Annotated in this window: 20 protein-coding genes; 18 read left to right on the top strand and 2 right to left on the bottom strand. The window is 49.7% G+C overall.

Features of this window, described 5'->3' with window-relative positions:
- The first annotated feature begins 24 nt into the window (after window positions 1-24).
- Window positions 25-540 carry a pantetheine-phosphate adenylyltransferase gene (gene coaD, locus ACFQ3W_RS17455; RefSeq protein WP_379320524.1) on the top strand — a complete coding sequence of 172 codons (516 nt, stop codon included), beginning with the start codon at window positions 25-27 and terminating at the stop codon, window positions 538-540.
- On the opposite strand, the gene ACFQ3W_RS17460 is transcribed toward coaD, so the two are convergent.
- Window positions 537-1766 (bottom strand): nucleoside recognition domain-containing protein, encoded by a 1230-nt coding sequence (locus ACFQ3W_RS17460; protein ID WP_379320525.1) that lies wholly within the window; start codon window positions 1764-1766, stop codon window positions 537-539. The two genes, coaD and ACFQ3W_RS17460, sit on opposite strands and share 4 nt — an antisense overlap.
- 159 nt (window positions 1767-1925) lie before the next feature.
- On the opposite strand from ACFQ3W_RS17460, the gene ACFQ3W_RS17465 reads away from it, so the two are divergent.
- Complete coding sequence (locus ACFQ3W_RS17465) at window positions 1926-2951, top strand: SepM family pheromone-processing serine protease (RefSeq protein ID WP_379320526.1); 1026 nt, start codon at window positions 1926-1928, stop codon at window positions 2949-2951.
- Between the two features lie 285 nt (window positions 2952-3236).
- Here ACFQ3W_RS17465 and ACFQ3W_RS17470 read toward each other — a convergent pair whose 3' ends face one another.
- Window positions 3237-4481, bottom strand: coding sequence for a nucleotidyltransferase (locus ACFQ3W_RS17470; protein WP_379320527.1), 1245 nt, complete (start codon window positions 4479-4481; stop codon window positions 3237-3239).
- Between the two features lie 189 nt (window positions 4482-4670).
- Here ACFQ3W_RS17470 and ACFQ3W_RS17475 point away from each other — a divergent pair, with 189 nt between their 5' ends.
- The 16 genes from ACFQ3W_RS17475 (at window position 4671) to rpsP (ending at window position 21284) form a co-directional block, all read left to right on the top strand.
- Window positions 4671-5192 (top strand): YceD family protein, encoded by a 522-nt coding sequence (locus tag ACFQ3W_RS17475; protein WP_379320528.1) that lies wholly within the window; start codon window positions 4671-4673, stop codon window positions 5190-5192.
- A gap of 64 nt (window positions 5193-5256) precedes the next feature.
- The gene (rpmF, locus tag ACFQ3W_RS17480) at window positions 5257-5430 is read left to right on the top strand and encodes a 50S ribosomal protein L32 (RefSeq protein ID WP_018750828.1); all 174 of its coding nucleotides are present in this window, start codon (window positions 5257-5259) and stop codon (window positions 5428-5430) included.
- A gap of 333 nt (window positions 5431-5763) precedes the next feature.
- Complete coding sequence (fapR, locus tag ACFQ3W_RS17485) at window positions 5764-6360, top strand: transcription factor FapR (RefSeq protein WP_379320529.1); 597 nt, start codon at window positions 5764-5766, stop codon at window positions 6358-6360.
- Window positions 6344-7330 carry a phosphate acyltransferase PlsX gene (gene plsX / locus ACFQ3W_RS17490; RefSeq protein WP_379320530.1) on the top strand — a complete coding sequence of 329 codons (987 nt, stop codon included), beginning with the start codon at window positions 6344-6346 and terminating at the stop codon, window positions 7328-7330. Before fapR ends, plsX begins: the two co-directional genes overlap by 17 nt.
- 9 nt (window positions 7331-7339) lie before the next feature.
- Window positions 7340-8329, top strand: a complete 990-nt coding sequence (locus ACFQ3W_RS17495) for a beta-ketoacyl-ACP synthase III (protein ID WP_379320557.1) — start codon at window positions 7340-7342, stop codon at window positions 8327-8329.
- Between the two features lie 51 nt (window positions 8330-8380).
- The gene (fabD, locus tag ACFQ3W_RS17500; RefSeq protein ID WP_379320558.1) at window positions 8381-9316 is read left to right on the top strand and encodes an ACP S-malonyltransferase; all 936 of its coding nucleotides are present in this window, start codon (window positions 8381-8383) and stop codon (window positions 9314-9316) included.
- A 241-nt stretch (window positions 9317-9557) separates the two neighbouring features.
- Window positions 9558-10307, top strand: coding sequence for a 3-oxoacyl-[acyl-carrier-protein] reductase (gene fabG / locus ACFQ3W_RS17505; RefSeq protein ID WP_379320531.1), 750 nt, complete (start codon window positions 9558-9560; stop codon window positions 10305-10307).
- Window positions 10308-10377: 70 nt separating this feature from the next.
- Window positions 10378-10611, top strand: a complete 234-nt coding sequence (acpP, locus tag ACFQ3W_RS17510; RefSeq protein ID WP_018750834.1) for an acyl carrier protein — start codon at window positions 10378-10380, stop codon at window positions 10609-10611.
- Between the two features lie 125 nt (window positions 10612-10736).
- Window positions 10737-11975: a beta-ketoacyl-ACP synthase II gene (gene fabF, locus ACFQ3W_RS17515; RefSeq protein ID WP_379320532.1), complete on the top strand. Its 1239-nt coding sequence runs from the start codon at window positions 10737-10739 to the stop codon at window positions 11973-11975.
- A gap of 13 nt (window positions 11976-11988) precedes the next feature.
- Window positions 11989-12687, top strand: a complete 699-nt coding sequence (rnc, locus tag ACFQ3W_RS17520; protein WP_379320533.1) for a ribonuclease III — start codon at window positions 11989-11991, stop codon at window positions 12685-12687.
- 607 nt (window positions 12688-13294) lie between these two features.
- Window positions 13295-16867 carry a chromosome segregation protein SMC gene (gene smc, locus ACFQ3W_RS17525; RefSeq protein ID WP_379320534.1) on the top strand — a complete coding sequence of 1191 codons (3573 nt, stop codon included), beginning with the start codon at window positions 13295-13297 and terminating at the stop codon, window positions 16865-16867.
- A 282-nt stretch (window positions 16868-17149) separates the two neighbouring features.
- On the top strand, window positions 17150-18145 hold the full coding sequence (gene ftsY, locus ACFQ3W_RS17530) for a signal recognition particle-docking protein FtsY (protein WP_379320535.1): 996 nt from the start codon (window positions 17150-17152) through the stop codon (window positions 18143-18145).
- Window positions 18146-18231: 86 nt separating this feature from the next.
- Window positions 18232-18879, top strand: coding sequence for a PAQR family membrane homeostasis protein TrhA (gene trhA / locus ACFQ3W_RS17535; RefSeq protein WP_379320536.1), 648 nt, complete (start codon window positions 18232-18234; stop codon window positions 18877-18879).
- A gap of 230 nt (window positions 18880-19109) precedes the next feature.
- The gene (locus ACFQ3W_RS17540; protein WP_379320537.1) at window positions 19110-19463 is read left to right on the top strand and encodes a putative DNA-binding protein; all 354 of its coding nucleotides are present in this window, start codon (window positions 19110-19112) and stop codon (window positions 19461-19463) included.
- A 62-nt stretch (window positions 19464-19525) separates the two neighbouring features.
- Complete coding sequence (ffh, locus tag ACFQ3W_RS17545) at window positions 19526-20902, top strand: signal recognition particle protein (RefSeq protein ID WP_379320538.1); 1377 nt, start codon at window positions 19526-19528, stop codon at window positions 20900-20902.
- 109 nt (window positions 20903-21011) lie between these two features.
- Complete coding sequence (gene rpsP / locus ACFQ3W_RS17550) at window positions 21012-21284, top strand: 30S ribosomal protein S16 (RefSeq protein WP_009222977.1); 273 nt, start codon at window positions 21012-21014, stop codon at window positions 21282-21284.
- The last annotated feature ends 1 nt before the right edge of the window (window position 21285 follow it).

The raw sequence follows: 21285 nt of genomic DNA on the forward strand, positions 1-21285 counted from the left end.
GGCAAAGATAGGAGGAATTACAGCATGAATGAACGGCGGAATTCGCCGCGAATTGCAGTCTATCCCGGCAGCTTTGATCCGGTAACAAAGGGTCATATGGATATCATTCAGCGGGCATCACGTCAATTTGACAAGCTGATTGTTGCGGTGCTTAACAATTTAAGCAAGAAGCCTTTATTTACGGTTGAGGAACGGAAGCTGCTCCTTGCAGAGGTTACTGCTCATTTGCCAAATGTTGAGGTTGATAGCTTCCGAGACCTGCTGGTGAACTATATGGACTACAAGCAGGCGCATGTCATTGTGCGGGGAATCCGCTCAGTGACAGATTTTGAATATGAGCTTCAGCTCGCTTCTACGAATCATAAGCTAAATAGTGAAGTAGAGACGATTTTTATGATGACCAATCCGAAATACTCCTATTTAAGCTCCAGTGTGGTGAAGGAAATCGCCAGCTTCCACGGGGATGTAAGCGATCTAGTTCCTCCGGAAGTGGATCGTGCGATGCGTAAAAAATTTCCCGATAAACCGAGTGGAGATTAATGCTCACTGCTGCGACGCCACACATAAGCAATAGCTAAAATACCTAAAGTAAGCAATCCAAGCATCCAGAATTGCCATTCCATCACCCCGATAGCAAGGCTCCAATTCGGCAGCCAAGCCGTTGGGGTGTCGCTCCATAAAGCGTAGCCTTTGTTCTCGGCGTAAGCGGGAAGTGAGCCGGGCAGCCACGTGCTTAGCGGTTTCCATGAGAGAAGTGTAATGATATAAGCGTAGGCTCCATGAAGCAGACGGTTGACTAGAAAAGACCGCTCACGAATGCCCGCTGGACCTAAGACGGCCCGGACCTGTAGATATGCGCATAAACCGCTCCATCCGAGCGAGGCGCTGAGCATAGCCGCCAGAATTACCGGAGGAATCGCCAAGGATGAAGTTTGAGACATCGCATATGTACCAAGGTGTACTTCAAGCAAATTCTTTACTACAACAGGAATGATTTGACCCGGCAGGGCTTGAAGGATGACATGGATGATGACCGCAAAAATAAGCATATATCCGCCGATAATCATTAAGGTCTGAACACCAGTGGTAACCGAGTCTCCTAAGAGCTTTCCAAAGCTCCTCCCGTCCTCTTGTCGGGCTCGTTCCATATGCCTGATGGCTACGCGAAGCCTAGAATGGTTAGGCCCGGTGAGGACAACTGCGTCTGCTTGCTCTTTTGTCGCATGTGAGGGAGTAAAGACGTGCATGGTAAATCCAGCTGCGATTCCAGCTGCCCAGTGGATGCCGAGAAGTAGTAAGCCTAGCTCAGGCCGGCCCAAAAAGCCCGCTCCAATGACAACTACTATGAGCATAGGACTGCAATAGTGGGACGCGCCGGTGATTCTTTCTGCTTCATGCGCAGAGATTCTACCTTGTTTGTATAACGTGGCTGCGGCTTCGGCGGCTGCAGGGAAACCGGCGGTCATCCCCAGCGGCAGCAACCAGCCGAAAGTACCGGGAAGGCCGAGCAATCTGCGAGTAAAAGGTTCAAGTAAGAAGCCAAGTCCATGAGCGAATCCGCCAGCTATCAGCATTTGTGAAAGTACGACAAAAGGCAGTAAAGCCGGAAAAACGACCCTCCACCAGATGGTGAGCCCTTGGCCTGAGGCTTTAAAGGCCTCGCTGGGGTCATAGACGACACAAATGACGAGCAGGACAGCGAGAAGTCCGGTAACAGCCGTGGAAAATCTACTTTTGTTTTCAGCAGCAAGGTTAATGCGGTTCATAAGTATTCACCTTCTTCATATGTAGATGTTACAAAGGTTTCAAAGCATACATAGTACATGCTATGCGAAAGGCGTGGTTCACAGACTACTGGAATCTTGCTTAATGTTTGTTGCCGGTGGATTACAGTCCATTGCCTTATTGGAAGGGAGGAGAGCAAGATGAGACAAACGAAATCTAAAACTATCAAAACGGCAGCCTATTTATTAACGCTCGCCGTAATCATTTATGTTGTCGTATACATGAACACGCCGTATATGATCAATCAGCCAGGGACAGCGGAAGAGATCAAACCGATGGTAAGCATTAAGGCGGGGGACCATGAGGAGAAGGGGACTTTTATGCTGACAACGGTGTCCGTCAGCTATGCTAATGTATGGATGCTGGCCACATATCGCTTCAACAAGAACGCGGAGCTCGTCCGAAAGGAGCCGGACCGCGACGATGAAGAATACGAAACACAGCAGCATTACTATATGAGCAGCTCCCAATCCAGTGCAATTATGGCGGCCTATCACAAAGCCGGCGTGAAATATAACGTTGTCTCGGAATATGTTTTTATCGTGGGCATATCCAAGGAAAACAAGCCTAAAGGAGATTTTCATTCCGGCGATATTATTAGAAAGGTGAACGGGCAGCCGGTAACCCGTTTTGAGGAATTGAGCGCACTCTTAAAAGATAACAAACCAGGGGACACCGTTCCGGTCCAACTGGAGCGTAATGGGAAAACCGTGGATGAGCAGGTGGAGCTCGTGCAAATCACGACCGCAGACGGTGTTCATAAAGCGGGGCTAGGAGTCAGCGTCGGAGAAGTCCGCAAAGTTGAGCCGACGGATAAGAGCAAAGAAGTAAACTTTGCGAATACTCAAATCGGGGGCCCTTCTGCCGGGCTCATGTTTACGTTGGAAATTTATAACCAGCTTACACCTGGGGACTTGAGCAAGGGCTACCGGATTGCCGGAACAGGGACGATCGCCGAGGATGGGACCGTAGGCCCCATCGGCGGAGTGCAGTTTAAAATCGTGGCTTCGGACCGGGAGAAGGCGGAAATATTTTTTGTGCCGGAAGAGAATTATAAAGATGCGAAGGCCAAAGCCGAGAAGATCGGCTCGAAGATGAAGCTCGTACCGGTTCAAAAACTGGATGATGCCCTTGATTATATCAAGGAGCTTCCGCCAAAAGCCTAAAAACCACCTTGGCTATCTTGAAAAACATGCGTGCATGAAAAATTCATGTATTCACTAACTGAGGTATCGTGTGATTGGGATGGGGTGTGGTACTTAAATGTATTTTGTGCATTTATTTTTTGAATTTGAGCGAACTTCGCGAGGTTAACTGTATAAAGTGCATCTAAATCGAGGTGAATTTTCAGACCTTTCATACTTAAGTCGATTTAGATGCATCTTTTACAATTACACAAACAAAAAAGGGGAAAAATCCAAAATTAGATGTAGAAAATGCAGCTATTGAGATCACGTAATGCGGATAGGCGGCTGGCGGTAATCGCGAAGCAGTTCCGCCATGTCCCGCCGCTGCATCGCATTGGCATAGGCGGCGGAAGCTTTAATATCAAGCTCGAGCTGAGGGTGAGAAAGCTCTGCAGCCCGGGTTACTACTGGCAGCGTTGCTACCTGCTTCATCTTCTTTAGGATCTGCTGCCCCTTCGCACTGAAACCGAGAACCCGCAGATATGCTGGCCCTTGCGCTAACGCAGAAGGAGCGAGTAGGGTTCTAGGATGCTGCAGCAGGACATGCAGCAGCGTTCGCTGCAGCTTGGTGTGCGTGTAGCGTTTGGTCTTCAGCCGTCTGAGCAACTCGGCAACTGTCGGCTGAGAAAGCTGAGGGATCAGCTTCTTGATCCGGTACTCCAGCCCTTCGGTCATTTCGTGATGGGCGGCGAGCTCCTCGGGAGAGGAGAGGAGCAAGCGGTGGTACAGGGGCCCGGCAAAGTTCTCCCAGGTGACGGGCCCTCTGCCCGCGGCGAATTCGCGGGCAAGGATGTCCGCCGTGTAAGGCGGAAGGTACGGCGCGGCCGCGGCAAAGCCGCCCGCGCCCGCGATCAGTCCGCGCACGGCGGTAGCGCTGGCGATGGCGCCGTCCCGGGGCGCCGTATCGCGGTGTTCCGCGGCGACGCGCCGGACGGTGACCGGCGCGATACCGCTGCGGAGCCGCCGCAGCGCGATGAGGTAGTGCAGCCCAAGGCTGTTGTTGGGCTGCTCCAGGAGCGCCTGCGCTGCGGCGGAGTCCATGCCCGCGGAGCCGCCCAGCGTGCGCGCGGCCGCTGCGGCAAAGGCGGCGGGGTAGCTCGCCCCGGTGGCGAGCTCCTCCGCGACCGCCGCCTTCAGGGCGCTGCTCTCGCAGGCCAGCCGCTCAGCCAGCGGCTGAAGCTGCTCCAGCGCCCCGGCTTCGCTGCCGAAGCACAGATGCGTCGTGACCCCCGTCGCATGGAGCAGCGCCACCGCGCCGTAGGCAAACCACTCCGCAGGCTGCGCCGCATACGCGATCGGCAGCTCCAGTACGACGTCGGCACCGAGGCGCAGCGCCATCTCTGCCCGAGCCCACTTACTAACGAGCGCCGGCTCTCCGCGTTGCAGAAAGTTGCCGCTCATGACGACTATCGCCGCATCAGCGCTGGTTAGACGCTTTGCCTCAGTAAAATGGTAAACATGTCCATGATGCAGCGGATTATATTCGACAATGATTCCAACGATGGTCAAGCTTTGTCAGCTCTCCTTTACGATCCATGTTTTACTATAATGTACCACCCAATATACCATGAAACCGTTCCAAAGCTGAAATGCCAGCTTGATATGCAAGCTGAATATAAGTAAGACAAGCATGTATTGTTGTTGACAAAACTTACTTGAAATCGGTATAATTATTTTTGTTTGTTTGGAGTGATGCTGATGTTATTATTTTTTCGTCAGGTAGCTTCATCCGAAGCGCCCGTGAAATTCCATACGGCGTTGGATGTAAGCCATGTTATCAAAGGGCGTAAAGACATTACAGGAATCGAACCACTTCAAGTTGACCTAGCCGCAGAGTCTTCTGACGGAGAGATTATTGAAGTTCAAGGGACGTTAAGCACTGAATTGGACATGACCTGTTCAAGATGTCTTAAACCTTTGAAACACGCCGTTACGGCCGAATTTACAGAGCGCTTCAAACAAAGCGACGATCCCGAGACGGATATGCAAGCGCAGGATGAAGACGACGATCTAGAATACGTGACCGGGGAGAAGATCGACCTTGTACCGTATATAGAAGAGACGTTATTACTCAATCTGCCGTTTGCCGCTGTATGCAAGGATACCTGTAAAGGACTTTGTCCCATTTGCGGGGCCGATCGAAATGAACGGGAATGCGGCTGCAATACCGATAAGATCGATCCGCGTCTGGCAGCACTCGGCGATTTTTTCAAAAAGTAAGTTGTAACCAGGCGAATAAAGAGCATACCGGAACAAGGTTGACTTGAATAAGGAGGTGGGAACCATGGCAGTACCTCAACGGAGAACGTCCAAAACGCGTCGCGACAAACGCCGCACGCATTTCAAATTGGCTGTGCCGGGCATGGTAAAATGTGAACAATGCGGAGAATTGAAGCTTGCTCACCACGTATGCAAAGTTTGCGGAACATACAAATCGAGAGAAATTATCAACCAATAATTTCACTAGAGCTCAAAAGGTAGTACTTCATTTCGATGAGGTACTATTTTTTTGTCTCGAAAATAATTTGACACGCATTGTTAACATTTTTAAGTCCAGTTCGGGCAAGCTTTTCTTTGTGTTTAGACTGAAACATGGAAAGCACAATGCCGTTTTTCCCTTTCTTTTTAGGACAGGATGCTATATACTCGGATTAGTACCAGGTTCTAAAGGGATTTTTCTTCACTTTGTTTTTTATACTTAAGACTACATAGAGCAGCGCTTGAAGCAGCGCTTTTTGCAAAATAGATTTTCACTAATTACCTGTGATCAGGGGGGATACCCATCGAACGTTTGCCCAAAAGGGCGAGACAGCAGCAGCTCGTCCAGATGATAGAAGACAATCCGTTTGTTACGGATCAGGAGCTGACCCGGCAGCTTAAAGTCAGCATACAGACAATTCGGCTTGACCGGATGGAGCTGGGGATCCCGGAGCTGCGGGAACGGATGAAGCTGATGGCGGAGCGCTCGTACGACCAAGTTCGTTCCTTGCCGCTCCACGAAGTAATCGGGGAGATCGTTGATTTACAGTTAGATAAAAGCGGTATCTCTATTTTTGAAATCCGTGACGAGCACGTGTTCTCTCGTACAGGTATTGCCCGTGGTCATCACGTGTTCGCTCAAGCCAACTCACTTGCCGTTGCCGTTATTAATGACGAAATCGCCTTAACTTTCTCGGCGGATATACGATTTATCCGGTCGGTACACCTAGGGGAGAAATGTATAGCTAAGGCGTATGTAAGACCTTCCGCTGGCCATGGAGGCAAGGCGAAGGTTGAAGTATTTACTTATGTGGGCGAGGAAATGGTGTTCCAAGGCAACTTTGTTATCTACCGTTCTACCGGAGATGATAATCATGAAGGAGGAAAACATCATGAAGATCGCCATTGATGCCATGGGCGGAGATCATGCGCCCCAAAGCACCGTGGAAGGCGCTTTAGCCGCCGCCAAGGAGTGGAGCGACATCGAAATCGTTCTCGTCGGAAATGAGGCGGTGCTTGCGCCTATGCTGAAGGATGCACCAGCTAATCTGCGCATTCATCATGCTTCGGAGGTAATTGATGCGGACGATGAACCAGTCAAGGCCGTGAGACGCAAAAAGGACGCATCTATGGTCGTAGCTGGGCGCCTCGTTCGCGAAGGCGAAGCAGCAGCGATGATATCTGCTGGCAACACCGGAGCGTTGATGACGACAGGACTGCTCGTGGTCGGACGATTGGAAGGAATCGAACGGCCGGCGCTGGCGCCGATGATTCCTACAGTGGATGAGCGCGGCGTGCTTGCGCTAGACCTTGGCGCTAACATGGATGCGAAGCCGGAACATCTTGCACAGTATGCCTTGATGGGCAGCATTTACCGTGAAAAAGTGCACGGAATATCCAAACCGCGCGTTGGTCTTCTGAATGTTGGCACGGAAGCGATGAAGGGAAATGAATTGACAAAGGCGGCGTTTCCACTGTTAGAGTCGTTGCCAATCAACTTTGTGGGCAATGTAGAAGCTCGCGATATTTTGACCGGGGCTTGCGATGTGCTCGTGTGCGACGGATTTGCTGGCAATATTTTATTGAAATCGCTGGAGGGTACAGCGGGCACGATGTTCTCGATTCTTAAGCGGGAATTTACGAAATCATGGAAAAATAAGCTGGCGGCAGCAGTCCTGATGCCGTCGCTGCGCAGCATGAAGAAGACGCTTGATTATAAAGAGCATGGTGGAGCTCCGCTACTTGGTCTTAGCGGGCTCGTGGTTAAGGGGCATGGCTCCTCCGACGGAGGAGCGATCAAAAATGCTGTCCGTCAAGCACGAACGGCACTGCAAAGTCGGTTAACAGAAAGCATAGCACGGGAAATCAGCGGGAAGTGAGTGAACAAATTGACTAAATTTCGTTCAGTAGGAATTATTGGAACCGGAAAATATGTTCCGGAAAAAGTGTTGACTAATGCCGATTTGGAAAAGATGGTAGATACGAATGACGAGTGGATCGTATCGCGGACAGGGATTCGAGAGCGTCATATCGCAGCTCCGGAACAGGCGACCTCCGATTTGGCTTATGAAGCTGCTGTACGGGCGCTGAAGTCTGCAGGGATTACTGCGGAGGAACTTGAACTCATTATTGTGGCTACGGTTACGCCGGATACGACGTTCCCATCCACGGCTTGCATTTTGCAGGATAAGCTTGGTGCTAAGAAAGCAGCTGCTTTTGACTTGTCCGCCGCTTGCTCGGGATTTGTATATAGCATGGCCACAGCCAATGGCTTCATTCAAACGGGAATGTACAAAAACGCGCTCGTGATCGGCGCGGACACCTTGTCCCGTATTACAGATTATACGGACCGCAACACCTGCGTGCTCTTCGGTGACGGTGCCGGGGCAGTAGTGCTTGGCGAAGTACCAGAAGGACGTGGCTTCCTTTCCTTTGATCTAGGTGCAGAGGGGTCCGGGGGAACTTTGTTAAAGCTCGAGGCAGGCGGTTCCCGTATGCCAGCTTCGGAGGAAACGGTTCAAGGACGCAAGCATTTTATTTATATGAATGGGCGCGAGGTGTTTAAATTCGCTGTTCGCGTTATGGGTACCGCAACCGAAGAAGTACTTCGCAAAGCCGGAAAGACCAAAGAGGACATCGATCTCTTTGTTCCGCACCAGGCCAACATTCGGATTATTCAATCGGCGATGCAGCGCCTCGATTTGCCGGAAGAGAAATGCGTCATTAATGTTGATAAATACGCCAACACATCGGCTGCATCCATTCCGCTCGCCTTGGTTGAAGCCGCTGAGAGCGGACGTATCAAGGAAGGCGACACCGTTTTGCTCGTCGGATTCGGCGGCGGACTCACATGGGGAGCTTCCGTGATCGTTTGGTAATGCGTGACAATCAATTATTTTCACCGGACTTTTGAATAGGGAGTGCACATGATGGGCAAATTGGCTTTTGTTTTTCCAGGACAGGGTTCTCAAAGTGTTGGAATGGGTAAGGATATATATGACAGCGTTCCCGCATCCCGTAAATATTTCGAGGTTGCCGAGGAGAAGCTCGGATTTCCGTTAACTAAACTAATTTTTGAGGGGCCTGAAAGTGAGTTGAAGCAAACGGCCAATACACAGCCGGCATTGCTGACGACCAGTGTGGCGTTGTATGATGCATTGGCAGCCAAGGGCTTAGCTCCGGATTATGTAGCTGGGCACAGCTTGGGTGAGTACAGCGCGCTTACGGCGGCTGGCGTATTGTCTTTTGAGGATGCTGTGACGATCGTACGAGCTCGGGGCGAGTTTATGGAACAAGCGGTTCCGGGTGGTCAAGGGGCCATGGCTGCCGTGCTCGGAGCTGAACGTGAAGCTCTGGCTGGCCTGTGCTCGGACATTTCTGCTAACGGAGCTCTTGTGGAGCTGGCCAATGTAAACTGTCCTGGACAAATCGTTGTTTCGGGCAGCAAGGAGGGCGTGGCAGAAGTCGTAGAACGGGTCAAGGAAATCGGCGCCAAAAGAGCGATTCCTCTTGAAGTAAGCGGTCCGTTTCATTCCTCGCTCATGCGTTCCGCAGCCGACCGGTTAGGCGAAAAGCTCAAGACAGTTACTTTTAAAGATGCCTCCGTACCGGTAGTAGCCAATGTAACAGCAGGGCCGGTGCAAAAAGGCTCGGACATCTCCAAGCTGCTCGTCGAGCAGGTATATTCGCCTGTGCTCTGGGAAGATAGCATCGCTTGGTTGATCGCGCAAGGCGTTGATACCTTCGTTGAAATAGGCCCAGGTAGCGTGCTTGCCGGGTTGATCAAGAAGATTGACAAATCGGTACGAATTTTGAATGTGAATAGTATAGAAAGTCTGGAAAAAACCGCTGCGGAGCTGATGTAAACAGTCAACTTTAGAGGGGTTTGTTAATGAAACGGTCGCCGCAAAGGAATTGTAGTCACACCTGATAATTAGCGTTGCTGCTTCAAGGGTAGCGGTGAGAAGGATCGGTGGGTTAATTTCATGAATGGCGAACGTGGAGGCGGACAACTAAGATTGCTGTATATTTTGCAGCTCCGTTAGGAGTGGCCGTACTAGACTGAAGGTCGTTTGCCCTGTAAATTGGGAAAGGAGATGATATTGGATGACAAAACCGCTTCAAGGCAAGACAGCGCTTGTCACGGGAGCTTCTCGGGGCATTGGTCGCAGCATTGCTCTTGCATTCGCGGAGGCCGGTGCGGACGTTGCTGTCAATTATGCCGGGAATGCCGAGGCAGCCGCTTCGGTGGTGGCTGAAATTGAGGCGTTGGGCGTTAAAGCGTTTTCCGTTAAAGCTCATGTAGGCAGCATCGAGGAATTTGAGACTATGGTCAAGGCGGTACTCGACGCTTGGGGCCGGATCGATATTCTTGTGAATAACGCCGGGATTACAAGAGATAATTTAATTATGCGCATGAAAGAGGACGAATTCGACCAGGTGATCGAAACGAATCTAAAAGGCGTATTTAACGGGATTAAAGCGGTAACTAGGCCGATGATGAAGCAACGCTTCGGGCGTATCATCAACATTTCTTCGGTTGTTGGGGTGATAGGTAATGTGGGCCAAGCTAACTACGTAGCTGCAAAAGCCGGCGTGATCGGCCTTACAAAAGCTTCTGCTCGTGAGCTGGCTTCAAGGAATATTACCGTGAACTGCGTTGCCCCAGGTTTTATCAAAACCGATATGACGGATGAGCTGTCCGAGGAGCTGCGTCAAGGAATGCTAAGTAATATCCCTCTTGGCAGATTGGGACAGCCTGAAGAGATTGGAAATGTCGCCGTATTTCTCGCTTCCGATAGCGCGTCTTATATGACGGGACAAACCCTCCATGTGGATGGCGGAATGTACATGTGATTTCGCTTTCCTAGCTTCTATGGCATTTTAAGTTTAATTCTCGTATAATACCAAAGAGGAGGTGAACCGGATGTCCGATGTATTGGATCGCGTAAAACGCATTGTAGTGGATCGCCTCGGCGCAGATGAAGCCGAAGTGACACTGGAAGCGTCTTTTAAAGACGATTTGGGTGCTGATTCGCTCGACGTGGTTGAGTTGGTCATGGAACTCGAAGATGAATTCGATCTGGAAATTTCAGACGAAGATGCAGAGAAGATTACGACCGTAGGTGAAGTTGTAAACTACATACAATCTCATACCTAAAGTCATTCTAAAGTCCCGTACCTCCTTATAGCAGGCGGGACTTCTCCTCATCTTCCAACGTATATTCTTTTTTTCTGTATAAGAGTTTGTATATTGCACATGAAGTCCATACGAGGTGAATGTGTTTGAAGCATAGAGTAGTAATCACGGGGATCGGTGCTGTAACGTCTCTCGGTCACGATCTGGATACATTCTGGAACAACTTGGTTCAAGGAAAGTCCGGTGTCTCCAAGATCGAATCGTTTGATGTCAGCGAATATCCGACCCAAATTGCCGCTTCGGTGAAGGATTTTAATCCTGAAGATTATGTTGACCGCAAGGAAGCTCGTAAAATGGACCGTTTCGTCCAGTTTGCCGCAGCGGCGGCCAAAAATGCTCTTGCCGACAGCGGATTGAATATCGCTGAACAAGCGGACCCAGAACGGGTAGGCGTTATGATCGGCTCAGGTATCGGGGGCCTTGGTACATGGGAGGATCAGCATAACATCTTGCTGCAAAAAGGTCCTAAAAGGGTTAGTCCTTTTTTTATACCCATGATGATTGCAAACATGGCTTCCGGACATGTGTCGATTTTGTTTGGTGCTAAGGGGCCAAACACGACAGCGGTGACTGCGTGCGCGACCGGAACTCATTCCATTGGTGATTCGTACAAGCTGATTCAGCGCGGCGATGCCGATGTGATGATTTGCGGCGGCGCGGAAGCAACGATCCGCCCGACCGGTCTCGCAGGCTTTTGTTCGATGCGGGCGATGTCTACCCGTAACGATGAGCCAGAGAAGGCAAGTCGGCCATTTGATATGGAACGCGACGGGTTCATTATGGGCGAAGGTTCGGGCATTCTTATTCTTGAATCGCTTGAGCATGCCCAAAAGCGTGGAGCTAAAATTTATGGTGAAATTATTGGTTACGGCTTGAGCGGAGATGCTCATCATATGACCGAACCGGATCCAAACGGACCGGAACGCTGCATGAAGATGGCAATCCGCGATGCCGGGCTTGAGCCGGAGCAAATTGACTATATTAACGCGCACGGGACTTCTACCCCGGTTGGCGACCGGTCTGAAACGATCGCCATCAAACGCGCGCTTGGTGATCACGCCTATAAAGTTGCGATCAGTTCGACGAAATCGATGACAGGTCACCTGCTCGGAGCAGCAGGCGGCGTAGAGGCAGTTATTTGTGCCTTGACGATTCAAAATGGCGTTATTGCACCAACCATTAATCTGGAACATCCGGACCCGGAATGCGACTTGGATTATGTTCCGAATGAAGCCAGACATGCCGATGTGAAAGTCGCAATGTCTAACTCCTTCGGATTTGGCGGACATAACGCCACAATCATTTTGAAGAAATTCGAAGCATAAGGGGTTAAGTTTGGTGAATGGAGATCTAAAGCAGTTACAGCATAAACTACAACTGGTATTCCATAATCGGCAGTTATTGAAACAGGCCTTCACCCATGCATCTTACGTCAATGAGCACCGCTTCAGCCAACATGAGGATAATGAACGCCTGGAGTTTTTGGGCGATGCTGTTCTTGAACTCACAGTTTCGGAGCATTTGTATCGGCTATTTCCGGATCGTCCTGAAGGGGAATTGACCAAACTGCGTGCTGCGCTTGTTTGTGAGCCTTCGCTCGTAAAATTCGCGGAAAGCCTGGAGTTTGGTCAGTATGTTTTGTTGGGCAAAGGTGAAGAGTTAACAGGAGGCAGAACCAGACCGGCGCTTTTGGCCGATGTGTTTGAATCCTTTATCGGTGCGTTATACCTGGATCAGGGCCTGGAAGTAGTTACTGCCTTTCTTCATCGCCATGTATTCTCTCAATTATCACTGGATGGAAAACTGCAGACTAGCGATTACAAGACAGAACTGCAGGAATTGACACAGCACCATAACATGGGGACGCTGGAATACCGAATTGTTGAAGAACGGGGACCGGCGCACGAGCGCGAATTCGTCTCGGAAGTATGTATGGAGGGGCGAGCGCTTGGCCGAGGAACTGGGAGATCCAAGAAGGAAGCGGAGCAGCAGGCTGCAGCCGAAGCTCTGAATTTGCTTAAGGCGTCGTATAATTAAATCGTTTTTTATTATTAAAGGAAAGGCTGCCCGACTTGGTCTAAAACCAGGCCATGGGGCAGCTTTTTTTATTAGTGGCCTATAGGCCTGGACAGTATCAACCGAAGATTCAATGTGAATTTTTGAAATATCTCTAGGCTTTTGGAATGTTGAATTTACCACTTCATAAATTTAACAGGAGAACCTCCCGTTATTTTTGGCAAAAAGGGTAGATTGGACTGAATTAACAGGAAAACCTCCTGTTAATATAACTAATATAGGCTGTATTAGGGATAATGCGCTATATTAGCAGGAGAATTTCCATCTAATTTCTTTCTAACCGGTGATCCATGGTTAATTAGCAGGAGGAATTCCATCTAATATTTCTTCAGTCGGTGATCGGTTCAAATTAGCGTGAGGATTTCAGATTGTTGAGAAAACCCCGAGTTTCATCGTAAGTGTTGATTCGGTGGTTCCTAAGCCAAGCAGAGGAATAGGGGGGGCATTTCAAAAGGCTCTTTCTTGACTCATAACAATCCTACTCCAATATGCCCATGTAGTTCCTTGAACGCCTGTCCTCAGGAGCTTTTTGTGTGTTACAATAGTCGTTAGAGGTGATCGTGAACGTATGTTTCTGAAACGGATAGAGTTAGCTGGCTTTAAGTCATTTGCCGACAAGACAGAAATGGAGTTTGTCCGCGGCATTACCGCCGTGGTTGGTCCTAACGGTAGTGGCAAAAGCAACATTTCCGACGGCATCCGCTGGGTGCTGGGGGAACAAAGTGCCAAATCGCTGCGCGGCGGCAAAATGGAGGACATTATTTTCGCGGGTAGCGACGCGCGCAAAGCGGTTAATTTCGGGGAGGTATCGCTGACGCTGGATAATATCGACCAGGCTCTGCCGCTCGATTTTAGCGAAGTTACCGTTACACGGCGGGTACATCGCAGCGGCGACAGCGAGTACTTTATCAATAAGCAGTCTTGCCGGCTTAAGGATATTACCGAGTTGTTTATGGATACTGGAATCGGTAAGGAAGCCTACTCTATCATCGGCCAAGGTCGGATTGAGGAGATTTTGAGTACCCGTTCGGAGGATCGCCGTGGCATATTTGAAGAAGCTTCGGGCATCGTCAAGTACAAAAGCCGGAAGCGCGACGCCCGGCGCAAACTGGATGAGACCGAACAAAATTTACTGCGCATTCACGATCTGGTGAGTGAACTGGAGGATCAAATTGAACCGCTGAAGGAGCAATCCGAGAAAGCGCTGAAATATAAAGATTTGCGTGAGCAGTTGAAAAATAAAGAGATTTCGTTATATGTGCATCAAATTGAGCAAATACACGAAACGTGGAGCGAAGCTAACGCCAAGCTGGCCAAGCTTCAGGAAGAGCAGCTGGCGTTGTCTACGGTCGTATCCGCGCACGATGCCAAGCTGGAGAGCGACCGTTTGGCGCTTCGGCAAGTAGAGGATCAGATTGAGGTACTGCAGGCGCAACTGCTGGAGTATAGTGAAAAATTCGAAAAGAGCGAAGGTTACGGCGAAGTACTGAAGGAACGAGCCAAGCATCTGGCTCAAAACCGTGAACAGCTGCGGGAATCGCTTGCAGTCAGCGAGGAGCGTTTTGCTCAGCGTTCTTTGGAAATGAACGAACTTGCAGAAAAATTTACTGTCGCCGAGAAGCAGCTTTTGGAGCTGCGTAGCCAGCTTTCCGCTGAAGAAGCCAAGCTGATCGGTGTCACCGGCGGCATAAGCCAAGCTCAGGAGGAAGGGCTCAAGGGCCAACTCCTCGATGTTATCAACAGAATGGCTCAAACACGCAACGAAATTCACTATTCCGAGCAGCAGAAGGAAGGCGTTAAGCGCCGGATGGACCGTGCGGAAGAAGAGGGCGTGAAATGGCGCGATGAGCTGGAACGGCTTAAGGCGAGCAAAAAAGAGCTGGACGTCGTACTTGAGAAGCTTGGAAAAGAAATTGCCGATTTAAGAGGGCAGTTTATCAAAGAGAGCGAACGTTACCAGTCATTGCAGAAGCTCGTGGAAGAGAGCCAAAGCGGGATTCGTAAATGGGAGCAGAAGCGTGAAGGCCTGGTTTCCCGACGCGACACGATGAAGGAAATGGAAGACGACTACGACGGCTTTGTGCTTGGCGTAAAAGAAGTACTGAAGGCTGCCCGAAAATCCATATTGTCTGGCGTACATGGTGCAGTGGCAGAGCTCATTCGTGTCCCTGAGAAGCTGGAGATCGCGGTGGAAACAGCGCTTGGCGCCGCGATGCAGCACATCGTCATGGAGAACGAGGCAGTATCCCGGCAAGCGATATCTTTTCTGAAGCAGCGACAGCTCGGCCGGGCTACGTTTTTACCACTGGACGTTATTCGCCCTCGTCAAATATCCGCCTCTGACAAGAGATTGATGGAGGAAGCGGAAGGTTTTATCGGGATCGGCGCGGAGCTCGTCGGTTATGACTCGCGTTATGCGGACATCGTTGGCAGTTTGCTGGGCAATGTGGTGTTTGCCAGTGACCTGGAACGAGCTAATAAGATGGCGGCCCGCTGCCAATACCGTTTCCGGATCGTGACACTCGAAGGCGACGTCGTTAATGCCGGCGGTTCGATGACGGGGGGCAGCCAGCACCGTAAAAATAACAATTTGCTCGGCCGCAAACGTCAACTGGACCAACTCGCAAACGATATTCATGAGAGCGATGGGATGCTGGACAAGTTGCGCAAAGGGCTGACTGATCTGCGGGAGCAGCTGAGCCGTTCGGAGAAGGAGCTAACGAAGCTTCGCGAAGCCGGCGATACGAAACGTGTGGAGGAACAGTCACGCGCGGGTGACCTTAAGCAGTTAGAGCACGAATATCGCCATGTTTCAGAGCAGTTTGAGTTGTATGGACAGGAGAAGGGAACGTATCTCAAAGAGCTTGGGGACCTCGAAACGGCGAAAAAAGCGGCAGAGGAGCGGCTTGTTCAGCTTGAGAAAGAAGAACAATCCGTTCAGCAATCGATTAAGGCCGCAGAATTTGCACGCAAAGCAAGTGAATCTGCTAAGGAAGAGCTGCAGGACTTGCTGACTGATTTGAAGGTCCGTGAAGGTAAGCTTGATCAGGAATGTCAGTCGCTTCGTACGCAGCTGCGTCGTTCAGAGGAAGATTGCAAAATACAAGAGCGCGAGCTTGAACAGAACCGTAAAATTTTGCAATCCATCGAAGCGGATCTGCTGCAAAACGAGCAGCAAAGCGTAAATCAGCGTGAAGAACTCAATGATTTCAAGCTGAAGAAGGAACGCGCCGGGGAGCAGCTTGAGTTTGAGCGTGCATCTCGGGCAGTGCTCGTTAAGAAACTGGCGGACGGAGAGAACGAAACAAAAGAGCAACGGCTCGGTTTAAAGGCTGTAGAGGAACAGCTGCGGCAAACGGAAATTCAAGCGAACCGACTTGATGTAGAATTGGACAACATTTTACGGAAGCTTTCCGATGACTATGAACTGAGCTATGAACTCGCCAAGCAGCGCTATGCTGTGCCGGAGGACGTTCCACAGACTCAGGCTGACGTTAAAGAATTGAAACGACAGATAACCCTGCTAGGGGATGTGAATCTTGGTGCGATTGAGGAATATAATCGTGTTTCCGAGCGTTATCAGTTCCTCACGGTGCAGAAGGACGATTTGGTGGAGGCGAAAACGACGCTGTATCAGGTAATCCGTGAAATGGATGAGGAGATGTCCAAGCGTTTCAAAATGACATTTGACTCAATCCGTCGGGAATTCGGCATCGTTTTCACGAAGCTGTTTGGCGGCGGTCGGGCTGATCTAGTGCTGATCGATCCGGACAATTTGCTGGAGACCGGGATCGATGTCGTTGCCCAGCCGCCGGGGAAAAAGCTGCAAAACTTACAGCTTCTCTCCGGGGGAGAACGCGCCTTGACGGCGATGGCGCTGCTGTTTGCTATCCTGCAGGTGAAGCCTGTACCGTTTTGCGTTCTTGATGAAGTTGAAGCGGCACTGGATGAGGCGAACGTCGTTCGATTTGCTCAGTATTTACGGGAGTTTTCTGAACAGACGCAGTTTATCGTCGTGACTCACCGCAAAGGGACGATGGAGGAAGCGGATGTGCTTTACGGTGTAACTATGGAAGAAGGCGGCGTGTCCAAGCTCGTTTCGGTGAAGCTAGAGGACGAGGATACGGTGGAAATAGCCTAATCCGTCATGCGGGCGGGTACGGTTCTAGTTAACGATGTCAGAACCGTACCTTGGCTTCACCAGTGCTCATCAAGCGGCTCCATTATTGCTTAAGGTTGGCACAGTATGGCATAATGTGATTCGATAGCAGCGTTATTTTTGCCTAGAAATTCATTTTTTCAAAAATAGCGGTATTTCCTGGTGCCATTCTTGAAAAAATAGCATGAAAGCGTGAATTTCAGCAGGCTAACGGAACTACAAAGTCATTTGTTTTGTGAGATCATGAAGGAGGGGCATCCCCGTATGAGTTTTTTTAAGAGGCTGAAAGAGAGTATTGCATCCAAAACGGAATCGGTAACGAAGCAGTTTCGGGATGGACTTGAGAAGAGCCGTAAAGGCTTTGTCGAGAAAGTAACCGAGCTAATTACCCGCCGAAAGAAAATAGATGAGGAATTTTTCGAAGAGCTGGAGGAAATTTTAATTGGCGCTGATGTTGGTGTCAACACGGTGCTGAAGCTGATCGATGAACTGCGCGATGAAGTGAAAAAGCGGCGTATTGAGGATGCTGCAGAACTGCAACCGCTGCTTTCTGAGAAGCTGACCGGGCTGCTGCGCGGCGATGAGGATAACGACATAAACCTGAACCCTGATGGAATCAGCGTTATTTTGTTCGTTGGCGTTAACGGTGTCGGCAAAACGACGACGATTGGCAAGCTCGCACATTATTACAAGCAGCAAGGTAAAAAAGTGCTTATGGCCGCAGGAGATACGTTCCGGGCCGGTGCGATCGAACAACTGGAGGTTTGGGGCAAACGTGTAGGTGTCGATGTGATCAAGCAGCAAGCTGGATCGGATCCGGCAGCGGTGATGTTCGATGCAGTTCAGGCAGCAAAGCAAAGAGGAGCGGAGATTTTACTTTGCGATACAGCAGGGCGCCTTCAGAATAAGTCGAATTTGATGGAGGAGCTGAACAAAATTTACCGCGTCATTCAGCGTGAAATTCCAGGCGCTCCACACGAGGTTTTGATGGTACTCGACGCAACCACCGGTCAAAACGCACTCAGCCAAGCCAAGCTGTTTGGCGAGAAAAGCGGTGTGACGGGGCTTGTATTAACAAAGCTCGACGGTACAGCCAAAGGCGGCATCGTTATTGCAATCCGTCAGGAATTAAGCCTTCCGGTCAAATTTGTCGGACTCGGCGAGAAGATCGATGATTTGCAAAAATTCGATTCCGAGCAGTTCGTACATGGTCTGTTCGCTGGACTCATCAGCGAAGAGGAAGAATCGGACGAAGCCTAAACTCAATCACCTTTTCACGAAAATGCCGTATGTATATAGGTATGAGCCCTTTTTTTAAAAAAAGATATGAGCTTGGAGGTGTAAGTATGGCAAATACGCATACGTATGACCGCAGAGAGGAAATTGCGAACGCGATTACCCATGGCATAGGCACCCTGCTGAGTGTAGCAGGACTTGTGCTGCTCATCGTATTTTCCAGTCTGAAAGGATCGGCCTGGCATGTCGTCAGCTTTACGATTTATGGGGTGAGTATGCTGCTGCTGTACCTGTGTTCCACACTGGTTCACAGCTTTAAAGAGGGAAAAGCGAAAGACTTGTTTGAGATTTTTGACCACTCCTCCATTTACATTTATATCGCTGGAACATATACGCCATTTATGCTCGTTGCAGTACGCGGACCGCTCGGTTGGACGCTGTTCGGGGTTGTTTGGGGAATTGCGTTGTTTGGTGTTGTGTTTAAAGCTTATTTCGTGAAGCGTTTCTTGTTTATGTCAACGATTTTTTATCTCATTATGGGCTGGCTCATTGTCATTGCCTGGGGTCCGTTAACAGCGGCTGTCCCGTATAACGGGATCGTGCTGCTCGTCGTGGGCGGCGTTTTGTATAGTCTGGGAACTGTGTTTTACGTGTGGCGGGGTTTCCAATACCACCATGCGATTTGGCATCTGTTTGTTCTGGCCGGCAGCATTACGCATTTTTTCGCGATACTTTTGTATTTGCTTCCAAACCAGTGATTCTTGTAAAGCTGAGCATTTGTCTACGAACCTTGGAAATTGTATAATAGAAAACTAAGTAAGGCCGCTGTTGAATTGATTTTGACGGCGGCTTTTGCTGTATATGAGAGGGGGTGAACATTGTTTGTGAGATGTTAAGGATTTTTACTTGACATCGTTCTTTGCATTCGGTATGATAATGTTCGTTGATGCGCTGTAAAGTGTTTTTCCTTGACGGAGGGAGTGCCCATATGAGTCAGGAGAATAGGCTTGAGAAGACGAATCGGATCAACCTTCTATATGATTTCTACGAGACGCTGCTGACGGAAAAGCAGCAGACCTTTTTGAAATATTATTTTCTCGACGATTTTTCGTTAGGGGAAATTGCTGCAGAGTTTGAAATTAGCCGCCAGGCGGTATATGAACATATAAAACGGGCCGAAGGCATGCTTGAAGCTTACGAACAGAAGCTGGGGCTGCTGAAGAGGCATGAGGCCCGAAGTGAAGCGATTATTAAGCTCGGACATTTGCTGGACGCCAGCTCCATTTCTTTAACGGATAAAGAGATTGCGCAGGAGTTGCTTCGTCAAGTGGAACAATTGTGATATGGTGAAATCAGAAAATACAAGGTAGTATGAATGGACAGAAGAACGGAGGTGACTGTTGAATGGCATTTGAAGGATTGACAAGCAGGCTGCAGAACGTGTTCAGCAAGCTTCGCGGCAAAGGCAAGGTATCAGAGGACGATGTCAACGAAGCAATGCGCGAAGTGCGGCTAGCTCTTCTGGAAGCCGATGTCAACTTTAAAGTGGTTAAGGAGTTCATCGCCAAAGTCAAAGAGAAGTCCGTCGGTAAAGAGGTCATGGAGAGCTTTACGCCGGGCATGGTCATTATCGACATCGTGAACAAAGAGCTGACTGAGCTGATGGGCGGCAGCCAAGCGAAGCTGGCTAAGAGCAATCGCCCGCCAACCGTTGTAATGATGGCTGGTCTGCAAGGGGCCGGTAAAACGACGACGTCGGCTAAACTGGCCAAGCTGCTGCTTAAGGGCAATCATCGTCCACTGCTTGTGGCAGGGGATATTTACCGCCCGGCGGCAATCAAGCAGCTGCAGGTGCTTGGTGAACAGATCAAAGTTCCCGTGTTTACGCTGCCAGAGGGTAACAGTCCTGTTGAAATTGCACGACAAGCACTGCAGCATGCTAAGGATAACGGGAATGACTATCTCTTGATCGATACGGCTGGACGTCTTCACATTGACGAGGAGTTGATGGAAGAACTCAAGCAAATCCATGAGGTAACCAAACCTGATGAAGTACTTCTTGTAGTGGATGCTATGACTGGTCAAGATGCGGTTAATGTGGCGGAAAGCTTCAATGAACAGCTGACGCTGACCGGTGTCGTTCTTACAAAGCTTGATGGCGATACACGCGGCGGTGCGGCGTTGTCCGTTAAAGCTGTGACTGGCTGCCCGATCAAGTTCGCTGCGCTAGGTGAGAAGATCGATGCACTCGAACCGTTCCATCCTGAACGGATGGCTTCGCGGATTCTCGGCATGGGCGACATGCTGTCGCTGATCGAGAAGGCGCAGGCCAACATCGACACCGAGAAAGCGAAGGAAATGGAACGTAAGATGCGGAATGCGGAATTTACGTTCGATGATTTTCTGGAGCAAATGGAGCAGGTCAAGAAGTTGGGTCCACTTGATCAGCTGATGGATATGATTCCCGGCATGGGCAAAGTGAAGCAGATGAAAGACATTAAGGTCGATGAGAAGCAAATGGGCCGGGTCGAAGCGATCGTTCACTCCATGACCAAACAGGAGAAGCAGAATCCGGATATGATCAATCATAGCCGGCGTAAGCGGATCGCTACTGGGAGCGGCACAACACTTGCCGATGTAAATCGATTGATCAAACAATTCGATGAAATGCGCCGGATGATGAAGCAGTTCTCCGATATGATGGGGCCGAAGGGTAAAGGCAACAAAATGATGAAGCAGCTTGGCAAGGCTGGTAAAGGTATGAGGTTTCCTTTCCGTTAATAAGTGACTATGAGTTATTGGCTGCTTTTGGCGGAAAGTAATCCCACTAGCCATATTCGGCTTTTGATTACATGATATATTAGTTCATTCTTTGAAGGAGGTGAATTTCGTGGCAGTTCGTATTCGTTTGAAACGCATTGGTGCTCATAAAGCTCCTTTCTACCGTATCGTGGTATCGAATTCCCGTTCCCCGCGTGACGGACGTTTTATCGAGGAAATTGGTTACTACAATCCGGTTGCTGAACCAGCTGTAGTTAACATCGATGAAGAGAAAGCATTGAAATGGCTCCAAGACGGTGCACAAGCATCTGATACCGTTCGTAATCTGCTCAGTAAAGCAGGCGTAATGAAGAAATTTCATGAGCTTAGACAGCAAAAATAAT

It is taken from the genome of Paenibacillus puldeungensis (assembly GCF_042678945.1).
Lineage (GTDB): Bacteria > Bacillota > Bacilli > Paenibacillales > Paenibacillaceae > Fontibacillus > Fontibacillus puldeungensis.

Excerpts from the sequence above, each read along its gene's own strand:
- coaD (WP_379320524.1), top strand. The coding sequence starts at position 25 with ATGAATGAACGGCGGAATTCGCCGCGAATTGCAGTCTATCCCGGCAGC.
- ACFQ3W_RS17465 (WP_379320526.1), top strand. The coding sequence starts at position 1,926 with ATGAGACAAACGAAATCTAAAACTATCAAAACGGCAGCCTATTTATTA.
- rpmF (WP_018750828.1), top strand. The coding sequence starts at position 5,257 with ATGGCAGTACCTCAACGGAGAACGTCCAAAACGCGTCGCGACAAACGC.
- smc (WP_379320534.1), top strand. The coding sequence starts at position 13,295 with ATGTTTCTGAAACGGATAGAGTTAGCTGGCTTTAAGTCATTTGCCGAC.
- trhA (WP_379320536.1), top strand. The coding sequence starts at position 18,232 with ATGGCAAATACGCATACGTATGACCGCAGAGAGGAAATTGCGAACGCG.
- plsX (WP_379320530.1), top strand. The coding sequence starts at position 6,344 with ATGAAGATCGCCATTGATGCCATGGGCGGAGATCATGCGCCCCAAAGC.
- ACFQ3W_RS17475 (WP_379320528.1), top strand. The coding sequence starts at position 4,671 with ATGTTATTATTTTTTCGTCAGGTAGCTTCATCCGAAGCGCCCGTGAAA.
- ftsY (WP_379320535.1), top strand. The coding sequence starts at position 17,150 with ATGAGTTTTTTTAAGAGGCTGAAAGAGAGTATTGCATCCAAAACGGAA.
- ffh (WP_379320538.1), top strand. The coding sequence starts at position 19,526 with ATGGCATTTGAAGGATTGACAAGCAGGCTGCAGAACGTGTTCAGCAAG.
- ACFQ3W_RS17540 (WP_379320537.1), top strand. The coding sequence starts at position 19,110 with ATGAGTCAGGAGAATAGGCTTGAGAAGACGAATCGGATCAACCTTCTA.
- fabD (WP_379320558.1), top strand. The coding sequence starts at position 8,381 with ATGGGCAAATTGGCTTTTGTTTTTCCAGGACAGGGTTCTCAAAGTGTT.
- acpP (WP_018750834.1), top strand. The coding sequence starts at position 10,378 with ATGTCCGATGTATTGGATCGCGTAAAACGCATTGTAGTGGATCGCCTC.
- fabG (WP_379320531.1), top strand. The coding sequence starts at position 9,558 with ATGACAAAACCGCTTCAAGGCAAGACAGCGCTTGTCACGGGAGCTTCT.
- ACFQ3W_RS17460 (WP_379320525.1), bottom strand. The coding sequence starts at position 1,766 with ATGAACCGCATTAACCTTGCTGCTGAAAACAAAAGTAGATTTTCCACG.